Annotated in this window: 25 protein-coding genes; 12 read left to right on the forward strand and 13 right to left on the reverse strand. The window is 51.9% G+C overall.

What is annotated here, in order from left to right:
- The first annotated feature begins 82 nt into the window (after positions 1-82).
- A complete protein-coding gene (locus WCX19_RS05350; RefSeq protein WP_373005897.1) occupies positions 83-1,171 on the forward strand; it encodes a DUF5677 domain-containing protein in 1,089 nt (362 codons plus the stop codon).
- A 66-nt stretch (positions 1,172-1,237) separates the two neighbouring features.
- Here WCX19_RS05350 and WCX19_RS05355 read toward each other — a convergent pair whose 3' ends face one another.
- Both WCX19_RS05355 and WCX19_RS05360 read right to left on the reverse strand, forming a co-directional pair.
- A complete protein-coding gene (locus WCX19_RS05355; RefSeq protein WP_373005899.1) occupies positions 1,238-2,185 on the reverse strand; it encodes a restriction endonuclease in 948 nt (315 codons plus the stop codon).
- 37 nt (positions 2,186-2,222) lie between these two features.
- Positions 2,223-2,867 (reverse strand): hypothetical protein, encoded by a 645-nt coding sequence (locus WCX19_RS05360; protein WP_373005901.1) that lies wholly within the window; start codon positions 2,865-2,867, stop codon positions 2,223-2,225.
- A gap of 139 nt (positions 2,868-3,006) precedes the next feature.
- Between WCX19_RS05360 and WCX19_RS05365 the strand changes: the two genes are divergently transcribed.
- From WCX19_RS05365 to WCX19_RS05380, 4 genes are all read left to right on the forward strand, one after another.
- Positions 3,007-3,510 (forward strand): hypothetical protein, encoded by a 504-nt coding sequence (locus tag WCX19_RS05365; RefSeq protein ID WP_373005903.1) that lies wholly within the window; start codon positions 3,007-3,009, stop codon positions 3,508-3,510.
- An 84-nt stretch (positions 3,511-3,594) separates the two neighbouring features.
- The gene (locus WCX19_RS05370) at positions 3,595-3,759 is read left to right on the forward strand and encodes a hypothetical protein (RefSeq protein ID WP_373005905.1); all 165 of its coding nucleotides are present in this window, start codon (positions 3,595-3,597) and stop codon (positions 3,757-3,759) included.
- Entirely contained in the window at positions 3,749-4,228 is a 480-nt protein-coding gene (locus WCX19_RS05375; RefSeq protein ID WP_373005907.1) for a hypothetical protein, read from the forward strand. Before WCX19_RS05370 ends, WCX19_RS05375 begins: the two co-directional genes overlap by 11 nt.
- Positions 4,215-4,799 (forward strand): hypothetical protein, encoded by a 585-nt coding sequence (locus tag WCX19_RS05380; protein WP_373005909.1) that lies wholly within the window; start codon positions 4,215-4,217, stop codon positions 4,797-4,799. The genes WCX19_RS05375 and WCX19_RS05380 overlap by 14 nt, the downstream gene beginning before the upstream one ends.
- Positions 4,800-5,097: 298 nt before the next feature.
- Here WCX19_RS05380 and WCX19_RS05385 read toward each other — a convergent pair whose 3' ends face one another.
- From WCX19_RS05385 to WCX19_RS05425, 9 genes are all read right to left on the reverse strand, one after another.
- On the reverse strand, positions 5,098-6,717 hold the full coding sequence (locus WCX19_RS05385; RefSeq protein ID WP_373005911.1) for a GMC family oxidoreductase: 1,620 nt from the start codon (positions 6,715-6,717) through the stop codon (positions 5,098-5,100).
- 67 nt (positions 6,718-6,784) lie between these two features.
- A complete protein-coding gene (locus WCX19_RS05390; protein WP_373005913.1) occupies positions 6,785-7,030 on the reverse strand; it encodes a hypothetical protein in 246 nt (81 codons plus the stop codon).
- 79 nt (positions 7,031-7,109) lie between these two features.
- The gene (locus WCX19_RS05395; protein ID WP_373005915.1) at positions 7,110-7,337 is read right to left on the reverse strand and encodes a ferredoxin; all 228 of its coding nucleotides are present in this window, start codon (positions 7,335-7,337) and stop codon (positions 7,110-7,112) included.
- Positions 7,338-7,392: 55 nt separating this feature from the next.
- On the reverse strand, positions 7,393-7,638 hold the full coding sequence (locus WCX19_RS05400; protein WP_373005917.1) for a MarR family transcriptional regulator: 246 nt from the start codon (positions 7,636-7,638) through the stop codon (positions 7,393-7,395).
- Positions 7,639-7,697: 59 nt separating this feature from the next.
- Positions 7,698-8,015 carry a hypothetical protein gene (locus WCX19_RS05405; RefSeq protein WP_373005919.1) on the reverse strand — a complete coding sequence of 106 codons (318 nt, stop codon included), beginning with the start codon at positions 8,013-8,015 and terminating at the stop codon, positions 7,698-7,700.
- A gap of 261 nt (positions 8,016-8,276) precedes the next feature.
- Positions 8,277-8,996 carry an SRPBCC domain-containing protein gene (locus WCX19_RS05410; protein WP_373005920.1) on the reverse strand — a complete coding sequence of 240 codons (720 nt, stop codon included), beginning with the start codon at positions 8,994-8,996 and terminating at the stop codon, positions 8,277-8,279.
- A gap of 482 nt (positions 8,997-9,478) precedes the next feature.
- Positions 9,479-9,793 (reverse strand): Hsp20/alpha crystallin family protein, encoded by a 315-nt coding sequence (locus tag WCX19_RS05415; RefSeq protein ID WP_373005922.1) that lies wholly within the window; start codon positions 9,791-9,793, stop codon positions 9,479-9,481.
- Between the two features lie 681 nt (positions 9,794-10,474).
- A complete protein-coding gene (locus WCX19_RS05420) occupies positions 10,475-11,824 on the reverse strand; it encodes a response regulator (protein ID WP_373005924.1) in 1,350 nt (449 codons plus the stop codon).
- A gap of 8 nt (positions 11,825-11,832) precedes the next feature.
- The gene (locus WCX19_RS05425; RefSeq protein WP_373005926.1) at positions 11,833-14,187 is read right to left on the reverse strand and encodes a PAS domain S-box protein; all 2,355 of its coding nucleotides are present in this window, start codon (positions 14,185-14,187) and stop codon (positions 11,833-11,835) included.
- A 323-nt stretch (positions 14,188-14,510) separates the two neighbouring features.
- Between WCX19_RS05425 and WCX19_RS05430 the strand changes: the two genes are divergently transcribed.
- The 7 genes from WCX19_RS05430 (at position 14,511) to WCX19_RS05460 (ending at position 23,520) form a co-directional block, all read left to right on the forward strand.
- Positions 14,511-14,930 (forward strand): MarR family winged helix-turn-helix transcriptional regulator, encoded by a 420-nt coding sequence (locus tag WCX19_RS05430; protein ID WP_373005928.1) that lies wholly within the window; start codon positions 14,511-14,513, stop codon positions 14,928-14,930.
- Positions 14,931-14,985: 55 nt separating this feature from the next.
- On the forward strand, positions 14,986-17,388 hold the full coding sequence (gene lon / locus WCX19_RS05435) for an endopeptidase La (RefSeq protein WP_373005930.1): 2,403 nt from the start codon (positions 14,986-14,988) through the stop codon (positions 17,386-17,388).
- A gap of 189 nt (positions 17,389-17,577) precedes the next feature.
- Positions 17,578-19,716, forward strand: coding sequence for a thioredoxin domain-containing protein (locus tag WCX19_RS05440; RefSeq protein WP_373005932.1), 2,139 nt, complete (start codon positions 17,578-17,580; stop codon positions 19,714-19,716).
- Between the two features lie 288 nt (positions 19,717-20,004).
- Positions 20,005-21,963, forward strand: coding sequence for an anaerobic carbon-monoxide dehydrogenase catalytic subunit (gene cooS / locus WCX19_RS05445; protein ID WP_373005934.1), 1,959 nt, complete (start codon positions 20,005-20,007; stop codon positions 21,961-21,963).
- A gap of 2 nt (positions 21,964-21,965) precedes the next feature.
- Positions 21,966-22,829 carry an AAA family ATPase gene (locus WCX19_RS05450; protein ID WP_373005936.1) on the forward strand — a complete coding sequence of 288 codons (864 nt, stop codon included), beginning with the start codon at positions 21,966-21,968 and terminating at the stop codon, positions 22,827-22,829.
- Positions 22,830-22,856: 27 nt separating this feature from the next.
- Positions 22,857-23,090 carry a hypothetical protein gene (locus WCX19_RS05455; RefSeq protein ID WP_373005938.1) on the forward strand — a complete coding sequence of 78 codons (234 nt, stop codon included), beginning with the start codon at positions 22,857-22,859 and terminating at the stop codon, positions 23,088-23,090.
- Between the two features lie 274 nt (positions 23,091-23,364).
- Positions 23,365-23,520, forward strand: coding sequence for a hypothetical protein (locus tag WCX19_RS05460; RefSeq protein WP_373005940.1), 156 nt, complete (start codon positions 23,365-23,367; stop codon positions 23,518-23,520).
- Positions 23,521-24,130: 610 nt separating this feature from the next.
- Here the strand turns inward: WCX19_RS05460 and WCX19_RS05465 are convergent.
- Entirely contained in the window at positions 24,131-24,313 is a 183-nt protein-coding gene (locus WCX19_RS05465) for a hypothetical protein (protein WP_373005942.1), read from the reverse strand.
- 22 nt (positions 24,314-24,335) lie between these two features.
- The gene (locus WCX19_RS05470) at positions 24,336-24,686 is read right to left on the reverse strand and encodes a hypothetical protein (protein WP_373005944.1); all 351 of its coding nucleotides are present in this window, start codon (positions 24,684-24,686) and stop codon (positions 24,336-24,338) included.
- Positions 24,687-25,192 lie beyond the last annotated feature (506 nt).

A 25,192-nucleotide genomic window follows, 5' to 3' on the forward strand; every position in this document is an offset into this window, starting at 1 on the left:
TATGGTTGTTTGCACACAAAATTATTTGATTCAGACTGCGATACACGTTATTTAATAAGACTCAAATGTTTTTGGAGATCGTATGAGTGAATCACCTGCCAACGATGATGAGACACGGCAAAAACTGTTGGAGATTTCAGAAGTACTGAAAAAAGAAGGCATAGAGGTTGAAACTTGTGATGATATCCATACATTGCTCAATAATATTACCCGATCCTTTTGTTCAAAAGCCGGGGAGGAGCTGTTCAAAAATGGTATTACGGATCTGTCCCGCAAAATTGATGAATATCATTCACAATTATATGGGTTTGAAGAGCGGGTGTGTTACCGGTGGTCTTTGCCGTTTTCATTATTCGAATATCTCATTATTCAGTCTCAGGAGATAAATGAGGAGTTTCACAAAGAATTCGGGAAAATTGCAACAGAAGAAAGAGATTTGGTTTTTGGCATACTTTTCAGACTCCATGAAAAAGCTTGCATTGTTGCAAAAGAAGTTATTGCACTGATGAAAAGCGGTTATTCTGATGGAGCCAATGCACGGTGCCGGACACTTTATGAATTTGCGGTCATCAGTTTTTTCATTGCAAAGCATGGGAACGATGTTGCTGAACGTTATATAAATTATCAAGCTATTGAAGAATACCGGGCTGCCAAAGAATACCAGGAGTATTGTAAAATAACAGGCGATATCCCATTTTCAAATGAAGAAATGGAAAAAATGAATGAAAAATGTGAGACGCTCATTGAGCAGTACAAAAAACCATTTACAAAGAGAACATTTAACAAAGGTTACGGTTGGGCTGCAAAAGCATTAAACCTTCCAAATCCGAAATTTTCCGATCTCGCGCGAGATGTAGATTTTAGTCGTCTGTTATTCCCATACAGCATGGCAAGTTGGGCAATTCATGCGAATGCTAAATGCCTGATGTTCAAGTTGGCTTCTCCCGATGAAAAATATATTCTTACCGGGGAGAGCAATATCGGCATGGCAGAGCCCGGCCAACGTGCTGCAATATCGTTGCTGCAAATAAATTTCGCACTCCTGAATTCAAAAATAAGTATCGAAAATCTGACGAGGATCCGATCAATGATACTTCTGGTGAATGAGATTAATAAGGCATTCAGCGAGGTTCATGATTCGATCAATATGAATGAGGTGCGTATATCGTAAAGGAGAGGGGCACAGGTCCAATAATGGTTTAAACGGGGGAGAATTCGGGTTCAAATGAAGTGGTTGTTACTCTTTTTGCCTTTTAATGCTCTCCGAAATCAAATAATCCAGATGTGCCTGCCATTTTGCCCCGAAGTGTTCGTTCATCAGCCTCTGGAAATCTGCCAGAGCAATAAGTTCTAGGCGACCGGTTTGTTCTGCCGTCTTTTTTGAATCCGGAGTAAAACCGGCAGTAGTAACAAGAACCCCTTTTGTCGCTCGTTCATGAGACACAACACCTTCTAAAGACCGTATTTTATCGACACTGATGTTCTTCCGCGTTTTTTTACATTGGATCAGTATTCTTTCTTTTTGACCGGGTTGATCTTTTTCTGCGATGATGTCCTTTCCACCATCATGTGTTCTCCGGGTCATCATAGTGGAATAACCCATTTCAGTGTAAAGTGATTCCACAAGATGTTCAAATTCATACGGATCGATTGTCTCCAAAAAATCAACAGAATGCGGCGACTCAATAAATTTAGCCCTGATGATCGCAACAGCATCCCCAAGTCCGGTTATCCGGCCATCAGGGAGGAACTGGATTTGGGCAATGGTATATGCACGTATTGCATTAATCGCGTGGCGGGGATCGTGAGGAAGAAGATCCAAGATCCAGGTAAGTCCCTCCCAGGGTTGCGTTTTCCCGCTCATGGATTTCAACAGACGTCGGTAATATTCAAAACCCAGGAGTTTTTTCGCTGTCTCTTTATCATTTTTAAGGCAATGGGAAAGATATTCCAAGCTGAATTCGTCTTTCCCCAATGAGCCAGCGGGGATTAAAAAGTTACGGACAAGTGTTTTTACTTCATCGTCACTGCGGCTCTGAATCGTCTTGAGATATTTTTCCCGGAGTTTGTCGGTCGGGAACATATAATCAATATAGATTACATTCTTGTCAGGTTTCGCGAAGACTAATCGTAACCAATCGTCAAGAGAATATTTTGTAACGTCAATTACTTTTTTTTCAAGCATCGTTCAATTGCATCCCGTCTTCGTATCATTAAAATGGTTATTTCTCCCTGTTATTCATATCTTGAAGGATAGATTCAACAAGCGGTTTAACGTCAAATTGTACCCATTCAGACTCATATTCATGATTTAATTGATCCGTGAAAAAACCCTTCAGTTCCAAAATCTTTGAAGGCTGAACTTTTTTATTGGTAAGGAGTGTAAGGACCTCCGCTCCTTTTTTACTAAAGGTTTTTGCATCTCCGGGATTTACAATGAAGAACGCGGGGAGTTTTAACGCGGGGAGTTTAAGATTATAGTCCGGGAGGCTATCTAGAAAGGGAAAACTTGACTTCGGCTTTTTCGGTTCTTTCTTTGCGACTATTTCGGTTTTTACTTCTTCATCGAAATCGACAATAATTCCCTCTTTTGTTTTCACCCCTCCTTTGTCCAAATATATGATTTTTCCACCGGTATTAACTATTGAAACGGAAAAAAATGGGGTGTTTTCTTTATTCGTAATTTTTAATTCTACGGTCGCATCATTCCTGGTCTCATATCGATTCAGAATAAAATTAATGGTAACGAGAACTGCGGTGAAAACGGAAATGCCCGCAACAACACTGCCGGTGAAAAAGGTAACAACTGCAAAGAGAATAATTGATACAATAACCGAGATAAAAATCTCTCGCAGGTACTTTAACATTGATCTCTCTTTGAATCTGACAAAGATAATATTTGTCTCTTTTTAGAACCCACCGCACCCTTTCCTTCAGTAAAACCTAAGCCCCCCGTCCTACAGAGTAATATTTTAGCCCAAAGGCGCCCGAGGGCGGGAGTAAAGAATGGCAGATTTCGTACAGAATGCAAATGTCAAGAGTGCAGTCCGCACCCTTGCCAACCCAATTGCAGACGTGGCGACGTTCAATACGATCGTCCAGTCGGTCCTCACCGACAACCCGTTTGCATGTGTAGAGTATATGACCGCCGGCGAGAGTCATCCCGCTGTGGAAAAGACAAAGGAGACCTACACGGCAAGATTCGTGTACCAGGACGATGACGCAAAGAAGATCGGGAGTAACTCGGAGAGTTACAACACGATCTCCGGCTTTAACGTCGGCATCACCGCAATCCTCGCGAACACCGCAAACATCACCGCTCACGGCGGGGTCCCGGCCCATGATACGGATGCCGATACGTATTCCGCGACCGTCAAGTGCCATGATGCGAACGGCGAGCTCTACAATGTGAACTTCAGCCGCACCCGGGTTACTATCACCTCGTACTCGGACGATGCAATCCGAACGAAGGTTGAGACATGGGCTGACACCGTGGCAGCTCTTGCCTAAAATCGCTTGACGAATAGAACCGGAGGGAAGGAGACCTCCGGTCCCATCTCTTTATAGTTCTCTCGTCATTTTTCAAGGACCGTTATGGAAACGGAAATTCTGGGGATTGTGCTTGGGGCCGTGCTCCCGATCTATCCCCTGCTGTTTGCCATCTACCAGAAGATCGGCAGATACGATGAGGTCGTCGAGGAGTTCAAGAAACTCCGGGACGAGCACGAAGTGTACAAGGAGAAATATCATGGATACTGAAAACATTCAGCCGGTCGCAACCGTGACCGGACTCTACCGGGGAAAGTTCGGCGGCCTCGAACCGCTGACGGCAAGCACCCCGCTTTCGGGCGAGGAAGTGCGGCGCAATCCGATTTTCTATGAACTGGACCTGCACCCGGAGCAGGGTGATGAAAACCTGATTATCGATCTGATCTACGACAACCTTTCGCCGATGCGGTTGCAGGATCTGTACCGGGGAACCGATATCCCGAGAGGGGTCCGGTTCTGGCCGGACTGGTTCGACATCCCGCCGTATGATGAGATGCACGACCTTGACGGGCACCGGGTCTATCCCCGTGCCCCGGGCATTCACACGGTCCAGATCCGGACCGGCCGGCGCAAGTTCGCGCAGATGGGCCGGGTCCGGGATTTTAGCCCGACGAATGGCGGGTACACGAGCCCGGTGTTCGAGATCCGGATCGCGGAGGATACCGATGTTCGAGAATGAGATGCAGACCCGGTGCGCCATCTGCGGCACCGGGCTGCTGCTCGGGGGCGTCCTGGTGCTGGCCCACCTCCCTCTTCTCCTTCTTATCATACCGGTCGGGATCCTTTTCCTCGGTCTTGTTGCAGACCCGGAGGAGACGCACGCGGTCTGGTACGGGATGCTCTCCATGCTCGGTATCTTCGATCTCTCCGCGCTGACCGATGCAGAACGGTTGAACTACGCCGAGAAGCGGCATTACTTCTGGTTCGGTGAGGTCGGGATGGCTGCGATGCTGGCCGGCCTCTTTGCCCTCCCGGTCGGGATCTTCCTTGCGGGCCGGGCGGAGATCACCTTAGCGTTCATCGGGGCGGCGGTTTTGTTCCTTCCGCTGTTTGTGTTCCTGCCTAAACTGATCCAGCGGGCGATGAAGGCGGATGCCGATGCAGCGATCGAGGCGTTCGGGAAGAATGAGCAGGTGAAAAAAGTGTTCTGGGCGGTATTTGTGGCGATGGCGGGGCTGATTCTCACCCGGGTTGTGGACCCGGGGACTGCTCAGCAGGTTGTGGGGGTGATTACGGGGATGGGGGTGTAATCTGGGGAGAGCCCGACGAGGTTGTCGATCTCTGAAACTGATGTCAGATATTTTGGAATCATAGTTCACCAGATGCAGGGGTGGCGGTCTCCGTCCGGGAAAGGACAGATATTTGATTTGTGGGAAAATTTCAGGGTCCTGTCAAGTCTGCGGGAGAAATGCTCCAATCTCCATCGAGAAGAGGGATACCTCCCCGACAACTTGACAGAACCCTCCGTCTAGTATCCTCACTGCACCGATACGACCCGACGCATCTATCCGGACTCTTTTCGTGCTTCATGCCGGGTGATGAACACCGTTACCGTCGATGTATTCCCGACAAAATGATCTGAGCGGCCATCTCGCCGATGTAGGTTACCGGTGCCATGGTATGCCCGCGATTCACCTGCGGCATGATGGATGCATCCGCAACACGCAGCCCTTCCACGCCGCGGACCCGCAAATGGGAATCCACTACAGCCAGGGGGTCTTTATTTAGATCGCCAATACGTGCGGTGCCCACGGGATGGAACACGGTGGAGGCTTCGCTGCGGAGGAAGGCTTCGATATCCGCGTCGCTTGCGTCGAGGGCGGGGTGCACTTTTTCCGTATAGGGCAGAAGCGCTTTCGTTTTCGTGAGCTGCAATGCATACCGGATGCCTTTGATAAACCTCTTCACATCATCCGGGTTGCTGAAATAATTCGGATTGATGAGGGGCTTGTCATGCGGGTCTGCCGATGCCAGGAGGACATTTCCCCTGCTTTTCGGGATCATAAGAATCACGACAAGGCAGTATCCACTCCTTTCGGCGATATTGTTCACTCCGGCGAACTCTTTTTCAGAGCCGTTTGCGGTATGGACATACTCTAAGATCACTTCAAAGTCCGGGCCGGTGTGTGTCCCGTCGCTCGAAACCAGGCCGGCCGCCGGACCGGGATAGTAACAGGCAGGTCCGGTCCGCTCTTTTCGCCACTCTGCTATCGACTCATCGCTCGCGGGGTTGAAATGGGTATCCGGGATGGGAACGGAGGAGAGGATCCGCACGTTTACCATCAGGTGATCGTTGAGGTTTTCACCGACCCCGGGAACATCCGCAACCACTGGTATACCGTGCTTTGCCAGTTCTTTCTTTGGCCCTACTCCTGATAATTTCAGGATCTGTGCCGTGTTATAGGAGCCTGCCGAAAGAATGACCTCGGCACCCGCCGTGATCTGCTGGACTTTTCCCTGATATTCGACTTCAACGCCCACCGCCCGGTTTCCTTTAAAAATAACCTTGCGGACGAAGGTGTCGATCTGAACGGTCAGGTTGGGCCTTTTTCTGATTTCCTCAGACAGGTAACTGTCGGCAGGCGTGTGCCGGACCCGGTTGATGTAATCTTTCTGGACAATATCCGCACGGTACGGGGTTTCGGCCTGGAAATCCCCGATATCGCCAAACCCGGCTTCCTTAAATGCGTCGAGCAGAGTATGGATAAATTCTGACGGGTATGCAGAATTTTCCAGGTGTACCTTACCGCCTTTTCCCCGGTACCTGGTCGGCCCCAAATCGGTATCCTCAATTTTCTGGAACCTTTCAAGCGCCTTTTCATAATTCCAGCCTTTAGCGCCCTGCTGTTCCCAGAAATCGTAGTCTTCCTTTGTCCCCCTCATCCAGAACCCGACATTGATTGCCGAAGATCCCCCGACAACACGACCCCGGGGAGAGTAGATTTTCCGGTTGTTCAACCCCTTTTGAGGTTCCGACTCATACTGCCAGTCGTAAGGAGTCCCCCAGACTTTAAAGAAGGCTCCCGGTGCCCGGGAAATATCGTTGGTATTCTCCCCGCCTGCCTCCAGCAGCAGAACGGAAACCCTGGGGTCTTCACTCAGCCGGGATGCAACAATCGGGCCGGATGTGCCGGCCCCCACAATGATATAATCGTATGTTTGCGTCATTTTTCACCTCAAAAGAATTTCCCTTTCAACCGCATACCCAACAGGACCGGCCCGGGCAAACACTTCCTTATAGGGGAAGATCTTTGTGACATCCGCGATGAAATTGCCATTGTGCTGCGGGTTGATGGTCGGGAGAACGACCGGCACGTTCAGGATGCTTGCGGCCTTTGCCAGCACAATACGCCGCGTTCCGGATGATCGTCTTGTCTCCTGACGCGACACCGGCAAACATCGTGGGCTGGTAGTCCACGAGCACGAGGGCACTGTTTTTGTCCGTGAGCAGTCCCAGTCTTCCGTCGTTTCGGTTTGGCATCTTTTTTCCACCCTAATGTTGATTCTTGGGTTTTTTTTACATTCGTGCGATCATCAGATCCAAAAAGGATACGTGTCCTTCATGCTTCTTCGAATTTTATGATCTGTACAGGACAGAGATCTGCCGCTTCTGTCACGCAGGAATTCAGGTCATCCGGGGCAGAGCCTTCTGCGATATTTCCCTCTGACCGGAATTTTTCAATAACCTGGCTGAACGAATCGTCCGGATTCTCTTCAAAGAATGCCGGGCACGTTTCCCAGCAGCTTCCACAGCTGGTACAGTTTGAACGTTCGATAGTAACTTTCATGATGATTTGCCTCATTCGTAGCGGCGTCCTATCTGGTCAGGAACACCATACATCCTCATGAGAAGAGGTCCGGCACCCAGGACTGTCGCAGCGGAACACTCAGGTCCTGGTAAATGATCTGGCGCATGTCCTGTATGTTCATCTTCTCAATGATGAGCTGGTTTTCTTTTAGTTTTCTCAACGCATAGCGTACTGTCCTCGGCGAGCAATGAGCTTTTTCTACAATATCCTTATGGGTCATTGCACCGCCTTTGTGAAGGATCTTAAGTACGGTTTTTGATGATGGTGGTAACGGGGTCATAATTATTCACGTAAATTTCGTATCGTTTGGGTACTGAAGGTTCCGCAGTCTTTCACATATCAGTTGTCCGCCGCATCCCTGTCTACAAGAATACGGGCGAGCGCTTTTTCTACAAACTCATCACACAACTCCATCTTTCCCCAGGATTCCACCGTGTAGGCCTCGGAATTACGGGGGTCGGAAAAGATCTGGACCTTGCCGTTCGCGTTTGGCCCGGTAACGTATCTTTTCCCGATATGCCGGGTGTGGAACCCGGTCTCTGATTTTTCTTGTATCTGTGCAAAAACGGTCCAGGATGTCAGGGTCTCTGTTACTCCTACATTGATCTCGTAATCCTGCTCGAATTTTTTTATGAGCTCCTCTGTTTTTTTCTGCATGATTTTTCACCTCTTTTTAAAAACCGGGGAATTGCCCGTCCTGGCATCCTCCCCACGTGCAGGGAAATGCACAACACGAGGGTATAGGGCCTTTCCCGAAATTCAAACAATGAGACAAAATTTGAAATACGGCGGTTTTTCAAGGGCCCCGGGGAAAAGACCGGTCCTTTTCACCGAAGGAACCAGTTTGAAAGGGAACCGGGCTGCCTTTTACCGAGGGAGATCGCCCGGGAAGGGCCAGCACCCCGCAGATCGTCCCGCTCATTTATCCCTGCCCCTCTCCCTGAACACTTCCTGCGCAAGGACACCCGTGAACTTGTCCAGCGATTCGATCCACCCTGCCTTTGTCAAATCGTTCATATCTCCGGCGGGAATACCGGCATGTTGCAGGGTGAGCCGTGTCCTGCCGGCCTGTACTTCAAACGTCACCGTCACGAACATTTCGAGGGGAACTTCCTGGCCCAGATCGTAATACGTTGCCGGGACCACCGTGCCTTTTTCATCGGCAAAGCTGTCCGTATAGACGATTTTTTCCGGCCGGACAATCTCCCGGTACACCCCGGTACTCCAGAAATCCCGGCCCGCGGGGGATCGCATACAGAAAAGATACCTCCCGCCCACCCGGAGATCGCTTGTGCAGGACGGCGACGTGTAGCCTTTAGGTCCCCACCACTGCATGACAAGCGCCGGCTCGGTCCACACCTTCCAGGCCAGCTCGCGCGGTGCATCCAGGAAGCGCGTGACGACGATCTCTCCCGCGCACGAGGGTTTTGTAGTACTGCACCCCGCGACAGACGATTCCAGCCTGTGACCGGCTGCATTCACCCGGTAGAGCCGGGGATTGTTCAGTACGTCCAGACCATTGATCTTCTGGTCGACGATCTCTTCATAGGTAAAGAAAGCGAACTGCTCTCCTCCCTCTTCGGTCCAGAAGACCTGGATCCCGTTCTGGTACTTTTTGCTGCTTGTTATCTGCTGCATGGGACACTCCTTTTTTTATTCTGATCGGTTCTTCTGCGGTTCTCTTTTTGCCCTGGCGGCTCGTTTCGGATTTTTCCGGCTCTCATCGGTCCTCCTTAAGCCCGGGGCCGCCCGGGTAAACGGGCCTGCTAATCGCATCGCGGATGGCTCCAGCAGTGCCGGATGAAATCCGCGTACGGACAGTCCGGGTTTGTGCACTGGTGACAGCCCTGTACAGGGCATGCCGTTCGGTACCGGTGGAGTACTGTCCGGGTATCCCACCGGGGGTCACCGGTTTTGTAAAAAAAATCACGCCAGATCCGGTTCATGTCCTCTCCGGCGGTGAAGAGTCCTTCTGAAGTCAGGAACAGGGGAATTCATCTCACCTGTTTCGGGAATAGAACGGATCATCTTATAGGATCTTGCGAAAAAATCAGATTTTGAAACAAATTCTGGAACAATATTCCTGCTCTTGCCAAAACGGGGAGGGATAAAAAAAGCGATCAGAGTGGTGCAGGATTTGTTTTTTCGAGGGTCAATTCAAGGACTCCTTCGGAAAACCGCTTTTTGATGAACCTTACTTCATAGGGGACGGTAATTACCTTTTTGTATTGTACCACGGCATCGGATGCAAGAATAGTAACCGAAGTCGAGTAATTTTCAAGATCGATTTTGATCCTTTCCTCAGCAATGCCGGGCAGTTCTGTGAGGATTCTAAGGAACTTGCCTTCATCGTGAAGAGTCGTTGCTGGTTCGAGAACCGGAGCCGGGTCCACGGCCTTTTCCGGCGTAGTTGGTTTCGGGTTTTGTGATCGCATATTCCTTCATCCTTGTCTGGCTTTTTGTGCAGTGATTTTCCCGGATAATTCATGGGAGGTCGTTCCCGCCAGGATTAACCGGTGTGCCGGTAACTCCGGAATGGGACGCATTTCGTATCGGGCAGCAACCTGGCTCTGTCCGGGTTTCACGCGGTGTTGCAGTGCAGGCACACCTCCGCAAAACCCGGTGCGGCCTGATTTTTGTCTGTGGTAACTTTGGAGGATTTTTCCAGGTAAAAGGGAACCCGTCACGTCCGTTTTCCCCGGACCGGGCCCTTTTTTTGGCTATCCTCATAACTGGTATGATCCAGCGTGGTGTTTTGCATGGTTTTTCGTGTGCAGGGAGGGCACGTGTTTTCCCACTGATGAACGTCCACTCCCACCGGGTAACGATCTACCCGTGACTACCTCTTTTGGAATGCAGATAAACCTGACTGGATGTTGCAAATCTTGTTCCATTAAAAAAACCCGCATGAAGTCAAAGATTTCGCACCAAAGCAATGAAAATTTTGCACTCCAAACTCGAATTTCCATTTGCCTGCTCTATCGACTGAAGTTTTCAAAATTTTCATGACAAATTAAGGGGATCGGCACGAACGGGCAAACCGTGTATTTTTCCCACGCAAGTAAAAAAGGGAGAGGAACTTTATCTGTCGGGATTTGACCGATGCTCCTGCCGGTTCATTTCGTATCGGGAATGCCGGCATCCGTCCCGGTCCCCTCTCCCATGATATGCTGGAAGACCCGTTTGTAGTCATCGAGCTTCTGGCTGATCTGTTTTTTCCCTTTTTCCGTAGGGCAATACAATTTGGACTTTCCTGAGACCCTGATCTCAAGGTATCCTTCCTCCATAAGATCATGGAGGAGTGTGTAAACTCGTGCCTGAGGGATAAGAACCCTGTACCGGTTATGGATTTCATGAACGATATCATACCCGGATATCGGTTTGTCCAGAAGAGAAAGAACCACCGGTTCCAGGGATTTTTTTACCACATCATCGATGGTTGACTGGGGAACAACAGAAACAGCACCGGCAGGAAAAGTATGATGGGCAAACGAAAGTGTTGTCTCTTTGCCGGTAGACACGATGATCTTTGGGATCCCCTCAGCAAGGGATTGTATCCGGGTATGATCGATGTTCCCGATATTTATGGCAATGATCCCGTTGATGGAAATGCCGCTCTCCTTTTTTAAAAGAAGTAATTTCCTGATTGCCAGAATATCCTCAAACTCATCGGTTTCAGAAAAGTCAAGCAGAATCTGCAGGGAAGCCGGTGTACCTGTATCCCGCAGGGAGTCTGTACATTTATCAAGGGCAGCCCGCAGGGTGTATACTTCCTTTCGTTTGAGACGGCGGGTGTACAGTTCCTTTCTCTGGATCTCTTTTGGGAAGTATTTCGGGAGCGTGGACTGGAAATAGGCAAACAGGTTGCGCCCTCCCTTCTTTAATCCCTGTTCCAGTGCAAATTTAAATATCGGTTCTTTTGTAACCTGGTCCGTGTAGAGAAAGAGGACAATGTCGGTGAAGATATCCTGTAATAATACGGTTTTAATTTCCGGCAGATCGAGACAGGCAAGGCCATCCTGTTCACGGTTGTCTGCTTCTTTTCCCGGCAAATTTTTTCCCTGTACAGATTTTCCTGGTTTCTGTTCTTCCAGTTCAGTCGCTTTCCGGAACAGTGCCACTTCAATGGCTGCTTTGATTTCCAGTTCATTGAATGGCTTTACGATATAGCCGTAGGGCCGGGCATTTTTTGCCTGCTCGATGATGGCATCGTCAGCATACGCTGTGATAAAAACAACCGGGATATCCAGTTCCTTCGTGACAATTTTTGCTGCTTCAATACCATTCATCTTTCCCGGCATTACGATATCCATCAGCACAAGATCCGGTCGGATGCGCCGCGCTTTCTCGACCGCATCTTCGCCGGAGGCAGCCATGCCGGCAACGGTATATCCCATTTTACTCAGGCGTTCTTCCAGCTGCATCGTGATGATCGCCTCATCGTCGACAACAAGTATTTTTGACATGATTTTTTTTAAGCCCCCACGGGAATAACGGGAAATTCCACATTCACTTCAGTACCCTTCCGGTTCTTAAAAGAAAGCGATCCTTTCAGTTGGTGCTGAACCAGTGTCCTTATCAGTTTGAGGCCAAGACTATTGGTACGGCTGATATCCAGGTTTTCCGGTAACCCGGTTCCGTTATCGTGGATCGTGATGCGGATCCTGTCTTTCTCCTGCACGACAGAAATGTCGATAATGCCTTTTTTTCGCCCGGCAAACGCATGTTTATACGCGTTTGAGAGGATCTCGTTTACCACAAGCGCACAGGGAATCGCCTGGTCTACTGCGAGAAATACTTCCTCGGAATGAATCTCGCACCGGATCTCATGGCCCTTGAGGGAATAGATATTCGAGAGCCCGGCGATCTGGTCTTCGATCTGACCGGTCAGGCTGATCTTCCCGAACTGCTTGCTCTCGTACAGCCGCGTGTGGATCTGCGCCATGGTCTGGATCTTGAGCATCATGTCGGTCAGGATACTGTTGGTGTATTCATCGCCGGTACGCATACGGGTCATGTCCAGCAGGCCGGATATCAGCTGGAGATTATTCTTGACCCGGTGATGGATCTCACGGAGCAGCACTTCCTTTTCCTGGAGGGAGGCAACAAGTTTCTCCTCTGCATGCTTGCGGTCGGTAATATCCCGAAAACTCCATACCCTGCCAACCACCTGGTCTCCGAGTTTCTGCGGTTTTGAGTAGCGTTCAAAGATTTTCCCGTCACAAAATTCGATCATGTCAAAGCTTTCGCGTCCCGAGGGGTTCTGGAGATCGTCAAGGCTCGCCAAGAATCCATCGGGGTCTTTTAGTTGCGGCAGGACATACTTCATCACCATTCCATTTTTTCCTGGTTCCAGCAACCGGGGGGGGAGACGCCACATATTTATAAAATTCTGGTTGTAACTGGTGATTGTTCCCTGCTGGTCGACCACAAAGATTCCATCGGCGGTGGATTCAAGGGAGGCATTGAGGAGCGACAGGGTTTTTTTCAGTGTTGTATCGGATAGTTTTCGCTGCCGGACCTCTTCTTCGAGTACGATATTCATCTTTGCATATTCGGATGCCCGCAGCCGGTACTCGGACTCGATCTTTTTCCGGTCGGTGATGTCCTGACCCTGCGCGATTGTTGAAACGATGGTTTTGCCGTCATCTCCGAAAATCGCGGCAGAGTTCCAGAGCACTGTCCTGATATCCCCCGTCCGGTGGAGAATAGGTATCTCCACGCTTTCCCACCGCTCCCCTTCATGGGTCTTTTTAATAAGCTCCATTGCGGGGGCAAGATAGGAGACGGGAAAGAGGATTTCCATATGCTGACCGATGACTTCCTTTGCTTTTCTGCCCGTGAGGTGCTCGAATGCCCGGTTAAAAAGGGTAATGCGTAATTCCGGGTCCCAGACGATGATCGGGGCATTGGCGTAGTTGATCAGGTTTTCAAGGTACTGGCTCGTCTCACGCTGGGTGTTTTCTACCTTCCTGCGTTCCTCGATTTCAGTACTGAGACTGGCATTGGACTTCACCAGTTCCTGCGTCCGTTCTTTTACCCGGATTTCCAGGAGATCTTTTGCTTTGCGGAGTTCTTCGTCGGCTTTTTTTCGTTCGGTGATATCGCGCGCCGAGGCAAAAACCCCAATGACGGTTCCCGATGCATCGCGGTACACGGTCGCATTGTAGAGGACAGGGGTTACATGCCCGTCCCGGTGCCGGATCTCCAGCGCGTAGTCAGTGACGGCCCCGTCCCGGAACACCCTCTCGTAGCCATCTTTTGCTTTTTTTGGTTCCGTGAAGTAGTACGAGAAGTCTGTCCCGATCAGCTCCTTCCGGGAAAACCCGGTGACCCGGATCGTCGCCTCGTTCACATCGTTGATCGTGCCATCGGAGCTGATGGTGACCAGTGGGTCAAGGCTCGCCTCGATCAGGCTCCGGTTATACGCGTTCGCCTTCCCGAGCGCCTCATCAGCTTGTTTCTGTACAGTAATATCCCGGGCGATCGTCGATACGCCGATCAGCGTCCCGTTCCGGTCCTTGATTGGCGAGACGGTCAGGGACACCGGGATCTGCACACCGTCTTTGTGCATCCTGACTGTGGTATAATGGAGGACCGGCTCTCCTTTCCGGATCCGGGAGAGGATATATTCAATGTCATCCTCTTCCCCGGGGGGCACGAGCATCCTGATATCCCTGCCGATCGCCTCTTTTGCGGTGTATCCGTAAATTTTCCCGGCGCCGGCGTTCCAGCTCATAATAATGCCGTCAAGCGATTTGCCAACGATTGCATCGTCAGAGTACTCGACAATGGATGCGAGGATTGCCCGATCTTCAGAGTCGTGCATCAGTTCCGCGGCATCGCTGCCCTTTTTTTTGTCCCTGCCCGGATCCGGCGGGGCTGTTTGTATTTTTTTACCGCTCCCTTTTCTCATCTGGCAGGCCTCGCAATCCTTAGTCCCCAAAAAAACGTGCCGCAACGGGCGTACGAACAGCCCCGGACAGGTGCGGCCCCCTTCTCTCCTAGATAAAACCTGACCGGTGACATATAAAAGATGCGGGTATTTTACAAATTCTGTAAAGATTGGCTGCAAAAACCGGGGACTACTGGGATATACCCAGACCACCATCTTTATAATTAGGTAAGTCCTAACTAACGGAGGATCAGAGCATGAAGGAACGAGAGGTGCACCTGTTCGAGGTATTGGATCATCTGGTCAGGATCCGTAACGAATGCTCCTGCTCGATCTTCTCTGAATGCGGGCTCTCCGATATGACGGTGAAACAGATCGCCTACCTTAAAGTCATCGACAGAGAGGGGGATGTCACGTTCAGCCGGCTTGCGGAGATCACGAAGAACTCCAAGCCCACGATCACCGAGATGATCAACAAATGCGTCGGGATGGAATGTGTGTACCGCGAACGCTGTCCCGATGACGGCCGGATCCTCTACATCCGCCTGACAGAAAAAGGGAGAACAATTGCACAGGCCGAACAGGCCTCCCTGCGACGGTTGATTGAACGGATGATGGAAACACTTGATGAACGCGAGCAGGAACTCCTGGTGGAGATTCTTGAGAAAGTCAGGTAATTTTTTTGTGCTGCACTTTAGTTAGGTAAATTCGAACTAAATTATTGAGGCAATCATGAAACCAGAAAACACAGAGAGTATAGAAGAAAACTCAGCGGAAAAGATCATCATACCCCTCTTTGAGATTGTCGTGTACCCGTACAGCCGGACAAAATTCCCGGTTGACCAAGCCACCGGTGAACTTTTGCTTGCCGCCATGGATAATGAGAACAAAGACGCGGTTCATGCTCTGGGTCTCTCCGTGAAAAGCGGTACCCGGCCTGCGGACCTGACCCGGGAATCGTTGTACAGGATTGGTAACCTGTTACGGATCCAGCATATGGAACCAATAGATGGCGGGTACCTGGTCAGTGTAATGGTCACCGGGCGTGCAAAAACGGTCTCGGTTATTGAAAAGAACGGGCGGTTCTATGCCACGTACGAGCTGGTCCCGGACGTACTGGACCTCGAAGATGACTTAAGGAGTCGTATACTCTCGGACATCAGGCTCACCATCCACGAGATCAGCAGCCGCTTTAACGGCTCGGAACAGTTTACCGGCCCGATAGACCGGATGGAATCCATCGATGAGATCATGGGCTTTGTCACACCGTTTCTGCCGGTTCCGCTGGCCGAGAAGCAGATGCTCCTGGAGATAGTCCCGGTCCGGCAGCGGTACATTACGTTCCTTGAACTTCTCATCCGGGTGCGCGAGAACATCAGTATCCGGATCGAGATGGCAAAGAAAGTTACTGACCGGGTGAGCAAATCGAACCGTGAGGCAATGCTGCGGGAACAGCTCCGGGTGATCCAGGAAGAACTTGACGAGAGTGAAGGAACACCCGGTGACCAGGGCTACCGGGAACGGATCGGACAATCCGCGATGCCGGACGAGGTCCGCAAGAAAGCTCTCGTGGAAGTGAAAAAACTTGAGACCGGGGGCAGCCAGAACCATGAGAGTTCAGTTATCCGGAACTATCTCGACCTCCTGCTCGATCTCCCGTGGACAACCAATGAGAAGAAGAGTATCGACATTGCGGAAGCACGAACAGTACTTGAGAGTCACCACAACGGCCTTGAGAAGGTCAAGGAGCGGATCATCCAGCACCTTGCGGTCATGAAACTCCGGCAGGAGAAACAGGGGTCCCTTCTTCTCTTTGCCGGCCCGCCAGGCACGGGCAAGACCAGCCTGGGTAAAAGCATTGCCGAGGCGCTCGGCCGGAAGTACGTGAGGGTCAGCCTTGGCGGCGTCCGGGACGAGGCCGAGATCCGGGGGCACCGCAGGACCTATGTCGGCGCCCTGCCCGGGCGGATTATCCAGGGCATGCAGAAAGCCGGTACGAAGAACCCGGTCTTTGTCCTTGACGAGATCGACAAGCTGGCGATGTCGTATAACGGTGACCCGGCGAGCGCTCTCCTCGAAGTGCTCGACCCCGAACAGAACAACACGTTCTCGGACCACTACTTAGAGGTCCCCTACGATTTATCCGATGTGCTCTTCATCGCGACTGCGAACTCCCTTGCCTCCATCCCCGCACCGCTGCTCGACCGGCTGGAGCTGATCGAGATCTCGGGCTACACGAAGAACGAGAAGTTCGCCATTGCAAAAGACCACCTCATTCCCGGTATCCTCAGCGAGCATGGTCTCGATGCGGACAAACTCCGGTTTGAGGACGAGGCCCTGATGGTAATAATCGAAAAGTACACCCGGGAGGCTGGTGTCAGGTGGCTCAAGAAACAGCTCGCCAAAGCGGCACGCCATGTATCCGAGAAAATTGTCTCCGGGACTGCCGAACTTCCGTTTGTTGTCACTACGAAAAATCTCCCGGACGTGCTCGGAAAGGAACTGATCCGTCAGGAAGTGGCACGCAAGGAGCCCGTCCCCGGGGTTGTCACCGGTCTTGCATGGACACCGGTCGGGGGAGAGATCCTCTTTATCGAGGGGACGTTCATGCCCGGCACCGGCAAGCTCACCCTGACCGGCCAGCTTGGGGACGTGATGAAGGAATCGGCAACGATCTCGCTCTCCCTCATCCGTTCCCGTCTCGGAAACGCGGAGAACGGCTTTAACTTCATGACAAGCGACATCCATGTCCATGTTCCCTCAGGCGCGACGCCAAAGGACGGTCCTTCAGCGGGCGTGACCCTCTTTACGGCCCTTGCCTCCTTAATTACCGGGAAGACTGCTGACCCGGATCTTGCGATGACCGGTGAGATCACCCTGAGCGGTGCAGTACTGCCGGTCGGGGGGATCAAGGAAAAAATCCTTGCAGCCCACAGGGCGGGAATTAAAAAGATTATCCTGCCTAAAGAGAACGAGCGGGACCTGCAGGACGTGCCCGGGGATGTCAGGGACGAACTGGTGTTCGTACCGGTGGAGTCCATCGAGGAAGTCTTAAAAGAAGCGCTGGGTATCGAGATGCCCCGATCGGTCGCGATGCATTCCGGAAACAGTTTTGTTCCCGTTCAGAATGTCTGAACAGACGGGACAAAGATTTGCGGGAGGGGGACGCATTTCTTCCCATCCGCCTCCCTCTTTGGATCATGTTCTGTCAGGTTGTCGGGAGGTAATAACCCTCATCTCGACGTAGATTGAATCATATCTCCCGAAGATCTGACAGCACCCTCTGGTGAAAAGCTCTTATCATACCGCTGCCAAGTGGTTGTAATGCCTCATGAGCAATCGGGCCGTAGCGAGCAAAAAGGACAGAGTAACAGGTTATCTGAAGAGAAAAGCCCCTACTTGCTCCAGCACGCCCGCAATCCGGTCGACTGGTATCCCTGGGGAGATGATGCGTTCCTGCGGGCTGCCGTGGAAGACAAACCGGTCTTCCTCTCGATAGGTTACGCAACCTGCCATTGGTGCCATGTGATGGCCCACGAGTCTTTCGAAGACCCTGATGTGGCGGCGTTACTGAACCGGGATTTTGTCGCGGTCAAAGTAGACCGCGAAGAGCGCCCGGATATTGACGGTACCTATATGACGATATGCCAGCTGATGACCGGGCAGGGTGGCTGGCCGCTCACTATTATTATGACGCCCGGGAAAAAGCCATTCTTTGCTGCGACATACATTCCGAAACTGGGCAGGTTTGGCATGACCGGGCTCGTTGATATCCTCACCCGGGTTTCCCGTCTCTGGAAAGATCAGCGCGACGACCTCCTCGCATCAGCAGAAAAAATTGTATCTGAACTTGTCACTCCTCTGGAACAATCATCGGGATCGATACCGGACCCCCGTGTCCTTACCAAAGGATATGAGAACCTGTCCCTGATGTTTGACGAAGCGTACGGAGGGTTCGGGACCGCCCCGAAATTTCCGGCACCCCATACGGTTCTCTTTCTTTTACGGTACGCGAAACGGACCGGGAACCAGCGTGCTCTTAAGATGGTTACAAAAACCCTTGCAGAGATCCATAATGGAGGTATCCATGACCACATCGGGGGAGGATTTCACCGGTATTCGACCGATTCCCGGTGGAGGGTACCGCATTTTGAGAAGATGCTCTACGATCAGGCGCTCCTGCTGGCGGCCTACACTGAAACGTTCCTTGCCACCGGCACACCGGAATTCCGGAAAACTGCTGAAGAGATTATTACCTATGTATTCCGGCATCTGTTGTCTCCGGAGGGCGCTTTCCTGTCCGCTGAAGACGCAGACAGTCCTGAAGGGGAAGGCGCATTTTATCTCTGGACAACTGAGGAGGTGCGCCGCGTATTGGGAACCGATGACGCGCTCCTTACCGCTCTGGTCTACAATATGGTTCCCGAAGGAAATGTTCCCGGCACAGAAAACAGGGAAGGGCAGAACATTCTGTACTGTACACGATCAGATACAGAATGCGCATCACTCACGGGTCTTTCCGTTGCAACACTCGAACAGCGGATGGCTTCGATCCGGGAACGGCTCTATGCGGCCCGGGAAAAGCGCCGGCGACCGTTTTGTGATGATAAGGTTCTTGCGGACTGGAACGGTCTTTTCATCGGAGCACTTGCCCGGTCCGCACGGGCCTTCGGAAACGAACTCTACCTTGGATCGGCAAAAAAGGCTGCACAATTTGTTCTCACGCGGATGCGAAGTCCCGATGGAGGGTTGTTTCACCGCTATCGTGACGGGGAAGCAGCGATCCCCGGGTTTGCCGATGATTATGCTTTCACCATCAGCGGGCTAATCGAACTCTATGAGGCCGGTTTTGACCCGCAGTTCCTTACAGCCGCACTTGAGCTGAATACATATTTCATTAAGCACTTCCTTGACGCCCGTTCCGGAGGATTCTTCCTGGTATCGGATGAGTCAGAGCCGGTCCTCATCCGGAAAAAGGAACTCTATGATGGTGCTGTCCCCTCAGCTAACTCCCTGGCGATGGAAAATCTGGTCAGGCTGTCACGTCTGACCGGGGAAACGGCGCCTGAACGTGAGGCAGACAATCTCGCGCGATGGGCTGGTGAGGCGGTAAATGAGCATCCCGCCGGTTACACACGGTTCCTTTGCGCACTGGATTATGCCACGGGTCCGGCAACGGAAGTTGTCATCTGCGGCAAACGCGATGCAGACGACACAAGGATATTGATCGATGCAATAAACAAGCAGTATCTCCCATCGCTCACAATTCTTTTGCTGGAGCCGGACTTCTCGCAAACATTAGCGGCTATCGCGCCTTTTACGCGGGATCTTGAGGCAAAATGTGGAAAGGCAACCGCATTTCTTTGTTCAGGTCATTCCTGTGCACAACCAACCACTGATCCTGAAATCCTGCTGGGACTGCTGGGTGTCAGGCAAAATAAAAAAGACGGAGCCTCTTCTTAAAGATTTTAATGCAAGGTTCTGTTGCGCGGTGCTGATAACTTCTTGGGGACCAATGACATTTTCTTCAATTCATTACGTCGGAAAAAGTCACATTTAATTGAATTTTTTCCACCAAGTCCCGTCAACCTGTCAGACCCGGCAGAGCCATTCCTGAAAGCCACAGTATGAAACAAAATTTTAAAAACAACCGGGATTTTTTATGGGGCTGGCAGGACGGTTGGTACAACCCAAGGGGTTATATCCTGCGATAATGGATTACCAGTTATCCAGTATCATGGCGTGAGTGAGATGGAAGAAGAACCCAAACCCCGGTTGATCCGGGAAAAACTCGATGTCTGCGAGCTTGACCGGGCGAGAATGTCGCTCATGAACCCGGCTTTAATCGAGCAGAAGAAGAACGAGCGGACAATCGATGAGAACGCGAAGCCGATCCTTGACCTGATGCTGCGGGAGGGGATAGAGACCGTCTGGGACCGGTTCGAGATGCAGCAGCCCCCGTGCAAGTACTGTCTTACCGGGACCTCCTGTTCGCGCTGCACGATGGGGCCCTGCCGGATCATCCCGCCCCACCGGATCCGGGGTGTCTGTGGTGCCGATGCCGATCTTATTGTATCCCGCAACCTGCTGGACATGATTGCCACCGGGGCCGCAGCCCACTCGGACCATGGCCGCGATATTGCCGAAACGCTCTGGCTGCTTGGGACCGGCAAGGCCAAAGACTATGCAATCACCGATGCAGCAAAACTCGGGAGAATCTGTACGGAATATGGTATCGAAACCCGTGGGAAAAAACCTGAAGAGCTCGCCGCCGAATTAGGCGGCGCCATGCTCGACGAGTACGGCATGAGGAAGAACACTCTCACATTCCTCAACCGTGCTCCGAAAGCGACCCGGGAGATCTGGGACAAGGCCGGCATCAGCCCCCGGGGCATCGACCGCGAAGTGGTGGACTCCATGCACCGGGTCCAGATGGGGGTCGGGGCGGATTATGTCAATATCCTGCTCCAGGGACTGCGTACCTCGCTCTCGGACGGCTGGGGCGGGTCGATGATCGGTACGGAGGTCTCTGACATCCTGTTTGGCACGCCGCAGATCACGAGCTCGAAGATGAACCTTGCCGTGCTCAAAGCTGACCACGTGAATATCTCGGTGCATGGCCATAACCCGATGCTCTCCGAAATGATCGTGAAGGCGGCAGCGGATCCCGAACTGGTCGCACTCGCGCAAAAAAACGGTGCGAAGGGGATCAACCTTGTCGGTATGTGCTGTACCGGGAACGAACTGCTCATGAGGCAGGGCATCCCGATGACGGGCAACCATCTCAACCAGGAACTGATCATCGCGACCGGCGCCCTTGAAGCGATGGTCGTGGACTACCAGTGTATCTTCCCCTCGCTTCCCCGGACCGCGAGCTGTTACCACACTCATATCATCTCCACGAGTTCAAAAGCCACGATCCCGGGCTCGTATTTCTTCGACTTCCATGCAGAGGATGCCTATCTCACGGCAAAGGCAATCGTGCGGATGGCAGTCGGGAATTATAAAAACCGGAATCCCCAGCGGGTCCTGATCCCGGGAGAACCGGTCCCGGTCATGGCAGGATTCTCGAACGAGGCGATCAAGAACGCGCTCGGCGGTTCGTTCAAGCCACTCATCGACCTGATCGCTGCCGGGAAGATCCGGGGAGCGGTCGGAATTGTCGGCTGCAACAACCCCCATGTGCAGCATGACTCCGGGCATATCACACTCGCAAAGGAACTGATCAAAAGAAATATTCTCTGTGTCGAGACAGGCTGCGCCGCGGTCGCATCCGGGAAGGCCGGGCTGCTCCGGCCCGAGGCGGCAGCGCTTGCCGGCGATGACCTGCGGGCGGTCTGCGAGTCCTTAAAGATCCCGCCGGTCCTCCACATGGGTTCCTGCGTAGACAATTCCCGCATTCTCGTGCTTGCGGCAGAACTTGCCAATGCGCTCAATGTGCCGATCCACAAACTGCCCATTGCCGGTGCAGCACCGGAGTGGTACTCCCAGAAGGCGGTCTCGATCGGGGCTTACTTCGTTGCTTCGGGGGTTTACACGGTGCTTGGCGTGATGCCGCATATCGAAGGAAGTCCGGCCACGGTATCGCTCCTGACCGATGGGTTAAAAGGCGTCGTTAACGCGACTTTCGCTGTCGAACCAGACCCGTCCAAAGCGGCAGTCCTCATCACGGACCACATCGAACTCAAGCGGACCCAGCTGGGGATCTGAACGTGCCGGCAGGAATGCCCGTTTCCGGAAATATTGCGGGAACCGGAAATCCCTCCGGCCGTACCGGTGGCATGAGGATTGTCGTTGCCGGTAAGGGCGGGGTGGGCAAGACGACGACCACCGCTCTCCTTGCCCATCTTTTTTCCCGTGACGGTCTCCAGGTCCTTGCCGTGGATGGCGATCCCCAGCAGAACCTCGCGGTGACCCTCGGGGTTCCCCCACGACAGGCAGGGCAGATCATCCCGGTCTCGAAAAGTGCGAACTATCTCCGGGAAAAGACCGGCGCCGGCCCGGATATAACGCCCGGCGGTCTGCTCACCCTGAACCCGGATGTGAGCGATGTCATCGACCGTTTTTCCCTCCCTGTTGCAGATCGCCTGCGACTTCTCGTCATGGGAGGCGTGCGAACGGCAGGGACCGGGTGCCTCTGCCCGGAGTATACGCTCCTTTCTGCAATCCTCCGCCACATCCCGCTCCTGCCGGATCAGGTGATCGTGCTTGACACCCCCGCAGGCATGGAGCATTTCGGACGGGCGGTTGCCGACGGGTTTGAAACCGCCTTGATTATCAGCGATCCGTCATGGAATGCATTATCGGTCGCACGTGAATCTGCGGTTCTCGCGCAGCAAATGGGAATAAAAAACAGGATCCTTGTCGTGAACCGGTCCGGGGGGCCGGATGAAACCGCGAAAATACAGGAACTTTGCGGGGAAGCAGGACTCTTTTCCCGGATGATCACCCTCCCGTCGGATCCGGATGTGATCCGTTTTGAACCGGTTGTCACTCCCCTCCTTATGCAGCAGTCGTCCTTCATGGACGGGATGAGAGGTCTTGCAGAGGGCATCCGACAAACGCGGAAGGCCTGAAAACAAGGGGCAAAAAATTCAAGCCAGATGAATTACTCCAGCTTCGTGAGCGGCCCGGATCGCGACGAGCATATCGAGGGCAGCAAGCCCCGGGTTCCCGACAAATCTCAAAGTGGCGAGGCAAATGCTTCGATGGCGAGCCAGGCAGGGTCGCCTTCCTGTGATGCGTACTCCCAAAACAGGGGAAGCCGGTATTTTTACCTGAAAAAAGGTATGAAACATCCGTTATCTGACAATGTCATGACAATGTCGTTCGAATGATCGAAAATAAGCCCCATACGGGCTCCGTTTCCCGGTTTTGTATCTCCCCCCTCTCCGGAAACGCCTGCATAGCCCGCAGTTTCTGTTCCTGTGGAAAATAAGCCCTTATATCGTTTCATTTGCCAAAATACGGCCGATTTCGACCTCGCCCAATAACCATTAATGGCCCTGGAACCGGGACGGTTTTCGCCACCTTGTTTAACCCATCCGGCCCCCGGGAAGGCCGCTGGAACGCGAATATGAAGGTCGTTTTTTCCGACGTGGCGATTTTATTATGGAATCGGGAATCCCAAAACAAAGCGCTCACCGTATCCTGCGCAAACTGACTGACGGAGGAATTCTTATCGTAACCCGGGAAGGGAAAGGAACAAGCCCGACGATCCTGCGGTTCTCCCGTTTGATTTCGATCACAGAGACGAGCAGCGAGTAAATTCTCTCCGGCCTTTAGGATCAAGAGGGGGAATTCCTTCGCGTACCCTCGTTACCATTCTATGATACGCAGGGATTCCTTGTGTAACACCGGTGATACACAAGAGGGCGTTGCGTACCAGATTTTTGATTTTGTGTTACACAAGAACGTCATCGGCCAATGTAACTGGCAGGGAGAATCTCGAAAGAAAGAAGGGCGGATTGAGGGGGTTACCTCGTTTGGTCGCCAATTTGATGGAGCCGGTTATGTAACGGGCATGTAACTGGACGAATATTGGTCGCCCATCCTCACAATAGTGGGTTCACTGCCGCCACAATTACGGGAATGATCCCCCGGACCGCCCACCCACCATGCCGAGGGCGGGAACCATCGTGTCCGGTTTGCATGCAGACGCTTCCGTCATGTTCACTCGTCCTCGCTGATGCTCCGGCTCGCTTCACATCACCCTGATTGAACCGGTGCAATCCGTGAACGTTCGGAAAGAGTGCTTGGTGGTATTGATCAGAGTCCCGGTCGGCGCATTCTGCCTCAATGTTCGAGGCATTGCGTTCTTCTTTTGTGCTTCTTAACTATCTCAAATAACAAGAAGTAACTATAATTTTGTAACTATTCAGCCGGTCCGGTGAGCACAAGCAGGAGTGAATGGATTACGCTGAAATGCACCAACAAGCGAAGCGAGAACCGGTCGGTCATTTTTCTTAACCGTTGAGAGATACCCCCGAATCCTGCAGAATGCGGCAGCCCCCTCCTCACTTCGGAAAGTCCCGGAAATTTTCTGCTGGAGTTTGACCATTCTGATATCTCGTTCAGCCAGATTATTCGAAAAGGGGATTTGAGAAATTATGCATGAAAGACAAGATCTCACGTTGGAATAATATACAGCGGTCAATCAGGTTTTTCGCTTTTGACTGTTTCTTTCGACCGCGTTTCCCGGGGAAATCCAAGTCAGCCGGGATCGGAATCTCGTTCAGCCCATTTTCAATGATTCGAAAATATCTGTCCTCAAAATCCGCTATCTTATGAGGTCTGAGAGAACACGAGTGTTCCGATACAGAATCCACTTCACCCTTGATTTCGAGAATAAGTGCGTGAAGCTCTTCACACCAGGACTGCTGATAATTCTCCGAGATGCTGTCCGATTCCCTTGCCCGAAAATCAGAGTCCATATGTCTCCCCATTTGCCAAAATACGCCGAAATTGAGCCCCATATAATAGCCATGAAAGCCTCGTATTCGCGTTCTGGCAGCGGTCATTTTCTTTATCAACAGAAAACCCATCCTGCCCCGAAAACAGGCCTTAAAATCGCACTATGGGGTCATTTTAATTGGCCCGATTGCCAAAATAAGCCTGATTTAAGGGTATTTTGAAACGGAGCCCGATACGGGCTTCTTTTGGGATGTGAAAGGGGTGATCGGGGCCCGGATTGAGCCCGGATTGGATGGAGGGGGTAGGGTTCTGGATAGGAAAAACGACCATATCCGTAACGTGTTCTATGCGATGTTTGTCTCGATGGCCGGGCTGGTGCTCGCCCGGGTTCTGGATCCGGGGACTGCTCAGCAGGTGGTGGGGGTGATTACGGGGATGGGGGGATGAAATGATCCCTCTTTCTCATTAATCACTTGAGCTGATCGATGTTTTTCTCATAGTTTTTTAATTCTTGCTCCCAATCTTC

It is taken from the genome of Methanoregula sp. (genome assembly GCF_041663825.1).
In the GTDB taxonomy this organism is placed as follows: Archaea; Halobacteriota; Methanomicrobia; order Methanomicrobiales; family Methanospirillaceae; genus Methanoregula.

Excerpts from the sequence above, each read along its gene's own strand:
- WCX19_RS05350 (WP_373005897.1), top strand. The coding sequence starts at position 83 with ATGAGTGAATCACCTGCCAACGATGATGAGACACGGCAAAAACTGTTG.
- WCX19_RS05355 (WP_373005899.1), bottom strand. The coding sequence starts at position 2,185 with ATGCTTGAAAAAAAAGTAATTGACGTTACAAAATATTCTCTTGACGAT.
- WCX19_RS05360 (WP_373005901.1), bottom strand. The coding sequence starts at position 2,867 with ATGTTAAAGTACCTGCGAGAGATTTTTATCTCGGTTATTGTATCAATT.
- WCX19_RS05365 (WP_373005903.1), top strand. The coding sequence starts at position 3,007 with ATGGCAGATTTCGTACAGAATGCAAATGTCAAGAGTGCAGTCCGCACC.
- WCX19_RS05370 (WP_373005905.1), top strand. The coding sequence starts at position 3,595 with ATGGAAACGGAAATTCTGGGGATTGTGCTTGGGGCCGTGCTCCCGATC.
- WCX19_RS05375 (WP_373005907.1), top strand. The coding sequence starts at position 3,749 with ATGGATACTGAAAACATTCAGCCGGTCGCAACCGTGACCGGACTCTAC.
- WCX19_RS05380 (WP_373005909.1), top strand. The coding sequence starts at position 4,215 with ATGTTCGAGAATGAGATGCAGACCCGGTGCGCCATCTGCGGCACCGGG.
- WCX19_RS05385 (WP_373005911.1), bottom strand. The coding sequence starts at position 6,717 with ATGACGCAAACATACGATTATATCATTGTGGGGGCCGGCACATCCGGC.
- WCX19_RS05390 (WP_373005913.1), bottom strand. The coding sequence starts at position 7,030 with ATGCCAAACCGAAACGACGGAAGACTGGGACTGCTCACGGACAAAAAC.
- WCX19_RS05395 (WP_373005915.1), bottom strand. The coding sequence starts at position 7,337 with ATGAAAGTTACTATCGAACGTTCAAACTGTACCAGCTGTGGAAGCTGC.
- WCX19_RS05400 (WP_373005917.1), bottom strand. The coding sequence starts at position 7,638 with ATGACCCCGTTACCACCATCATCAAAAACCGTACTTAAGATCCTTCAC.
- WCX19_RS05405 (WP_373005919.1), bottom strand. The coding sequence starts at position 8,015 with ATGCAGAAAAAAACAGAGGAGCTCATAAAAAAATTCGAGCAGGATTAC.
- WCX19_RS05410 (WP_373005920.1), bottom strand. The coding sequence starts at position 8,996 with ATGCAGCAGATAACAAGCAGCAAAAAGTACCAGAACGGGATCCAGGTC.
- WCX19_RS05415 (WP_373005922.1), bottom strand. The coding sequence starts at position 9,793 with ATGCGATCACAAAACCCGAAACCAACTACGCCGGAAAAGGCCGTGGAC.
- WCX19_RS05420 (WP_373005924.1), bottom strand. The coding sequence starts at position 11,824 with ATGTCAAAAATACTTGTTGTCGACGATGAGGCGATCATCACGATGCAG.
- WCX19_RS05425 (WP_373005926.1), bottom strand. The coding sequence starts at position 14,187 with ATGCACGACTCTGAAGATCGGGCAATCCTCGCATCCATTGTCGAGTAC.
- WCX19_RS05430 (WP_373005928.1), top strand. The coding sequence starts at position 14,511 with ATGAAGGAACGAGAGGTGCACCTGTTCGAGGTATTGGATCATCTGGTC.
- lon (WP_373005930.1), top strand. The coding sequence starts at position 14,986 with ATGAAACCAGAAAACACAGAGAGTATAGAAGAAAACTCAGCGGAAAAG.
- WCX19_RS05440 (WP_373005932.1), top strand. The coding sequence starts at position 17,578 with ATGCCTCATGAGCAATCGGGCCGTAGCGAGCAAAAAGGACAGAGTAAC.
- cooS (WP_373005934.1), top strand. The coding sequence starts at position 20,005 with ATGGAAGAAGAACCCAAACCCCGGTTGATCCGGGAAAAACTCGATGTC.
- WCX19_RS05455 (WP_373005938.1), top strand. The coding sequence starts at position 22,857 with ATGAATTACTCCAGCTTCGTGAGCGGCCCGGATCGCGACGAGCATATC.
- WCX19_RS05460 (WP_373005940.1), top strand. The coding sequence starts at position 23,365 with ATGGAATCGGGAATCCCAAAACAAAGCGCTCACCGTATCCTGCGCAAA.
- WCX19_RS05465 (WP_373005942.1), bottom strand. The coding sequence starts at position 24,313 with ATGGTCAAACTCCAGCAGAAAATTTCCGGGACTTTCCGAAGTGAGGAG.
- WCX19_RS05470 (WP_373005944.1), bottom strand. The coding sequence starts at position 24,686 with ATGGACTCTGATTTTCGGGCAAGGGAATCGGACAGCATCTCGGAGAAT.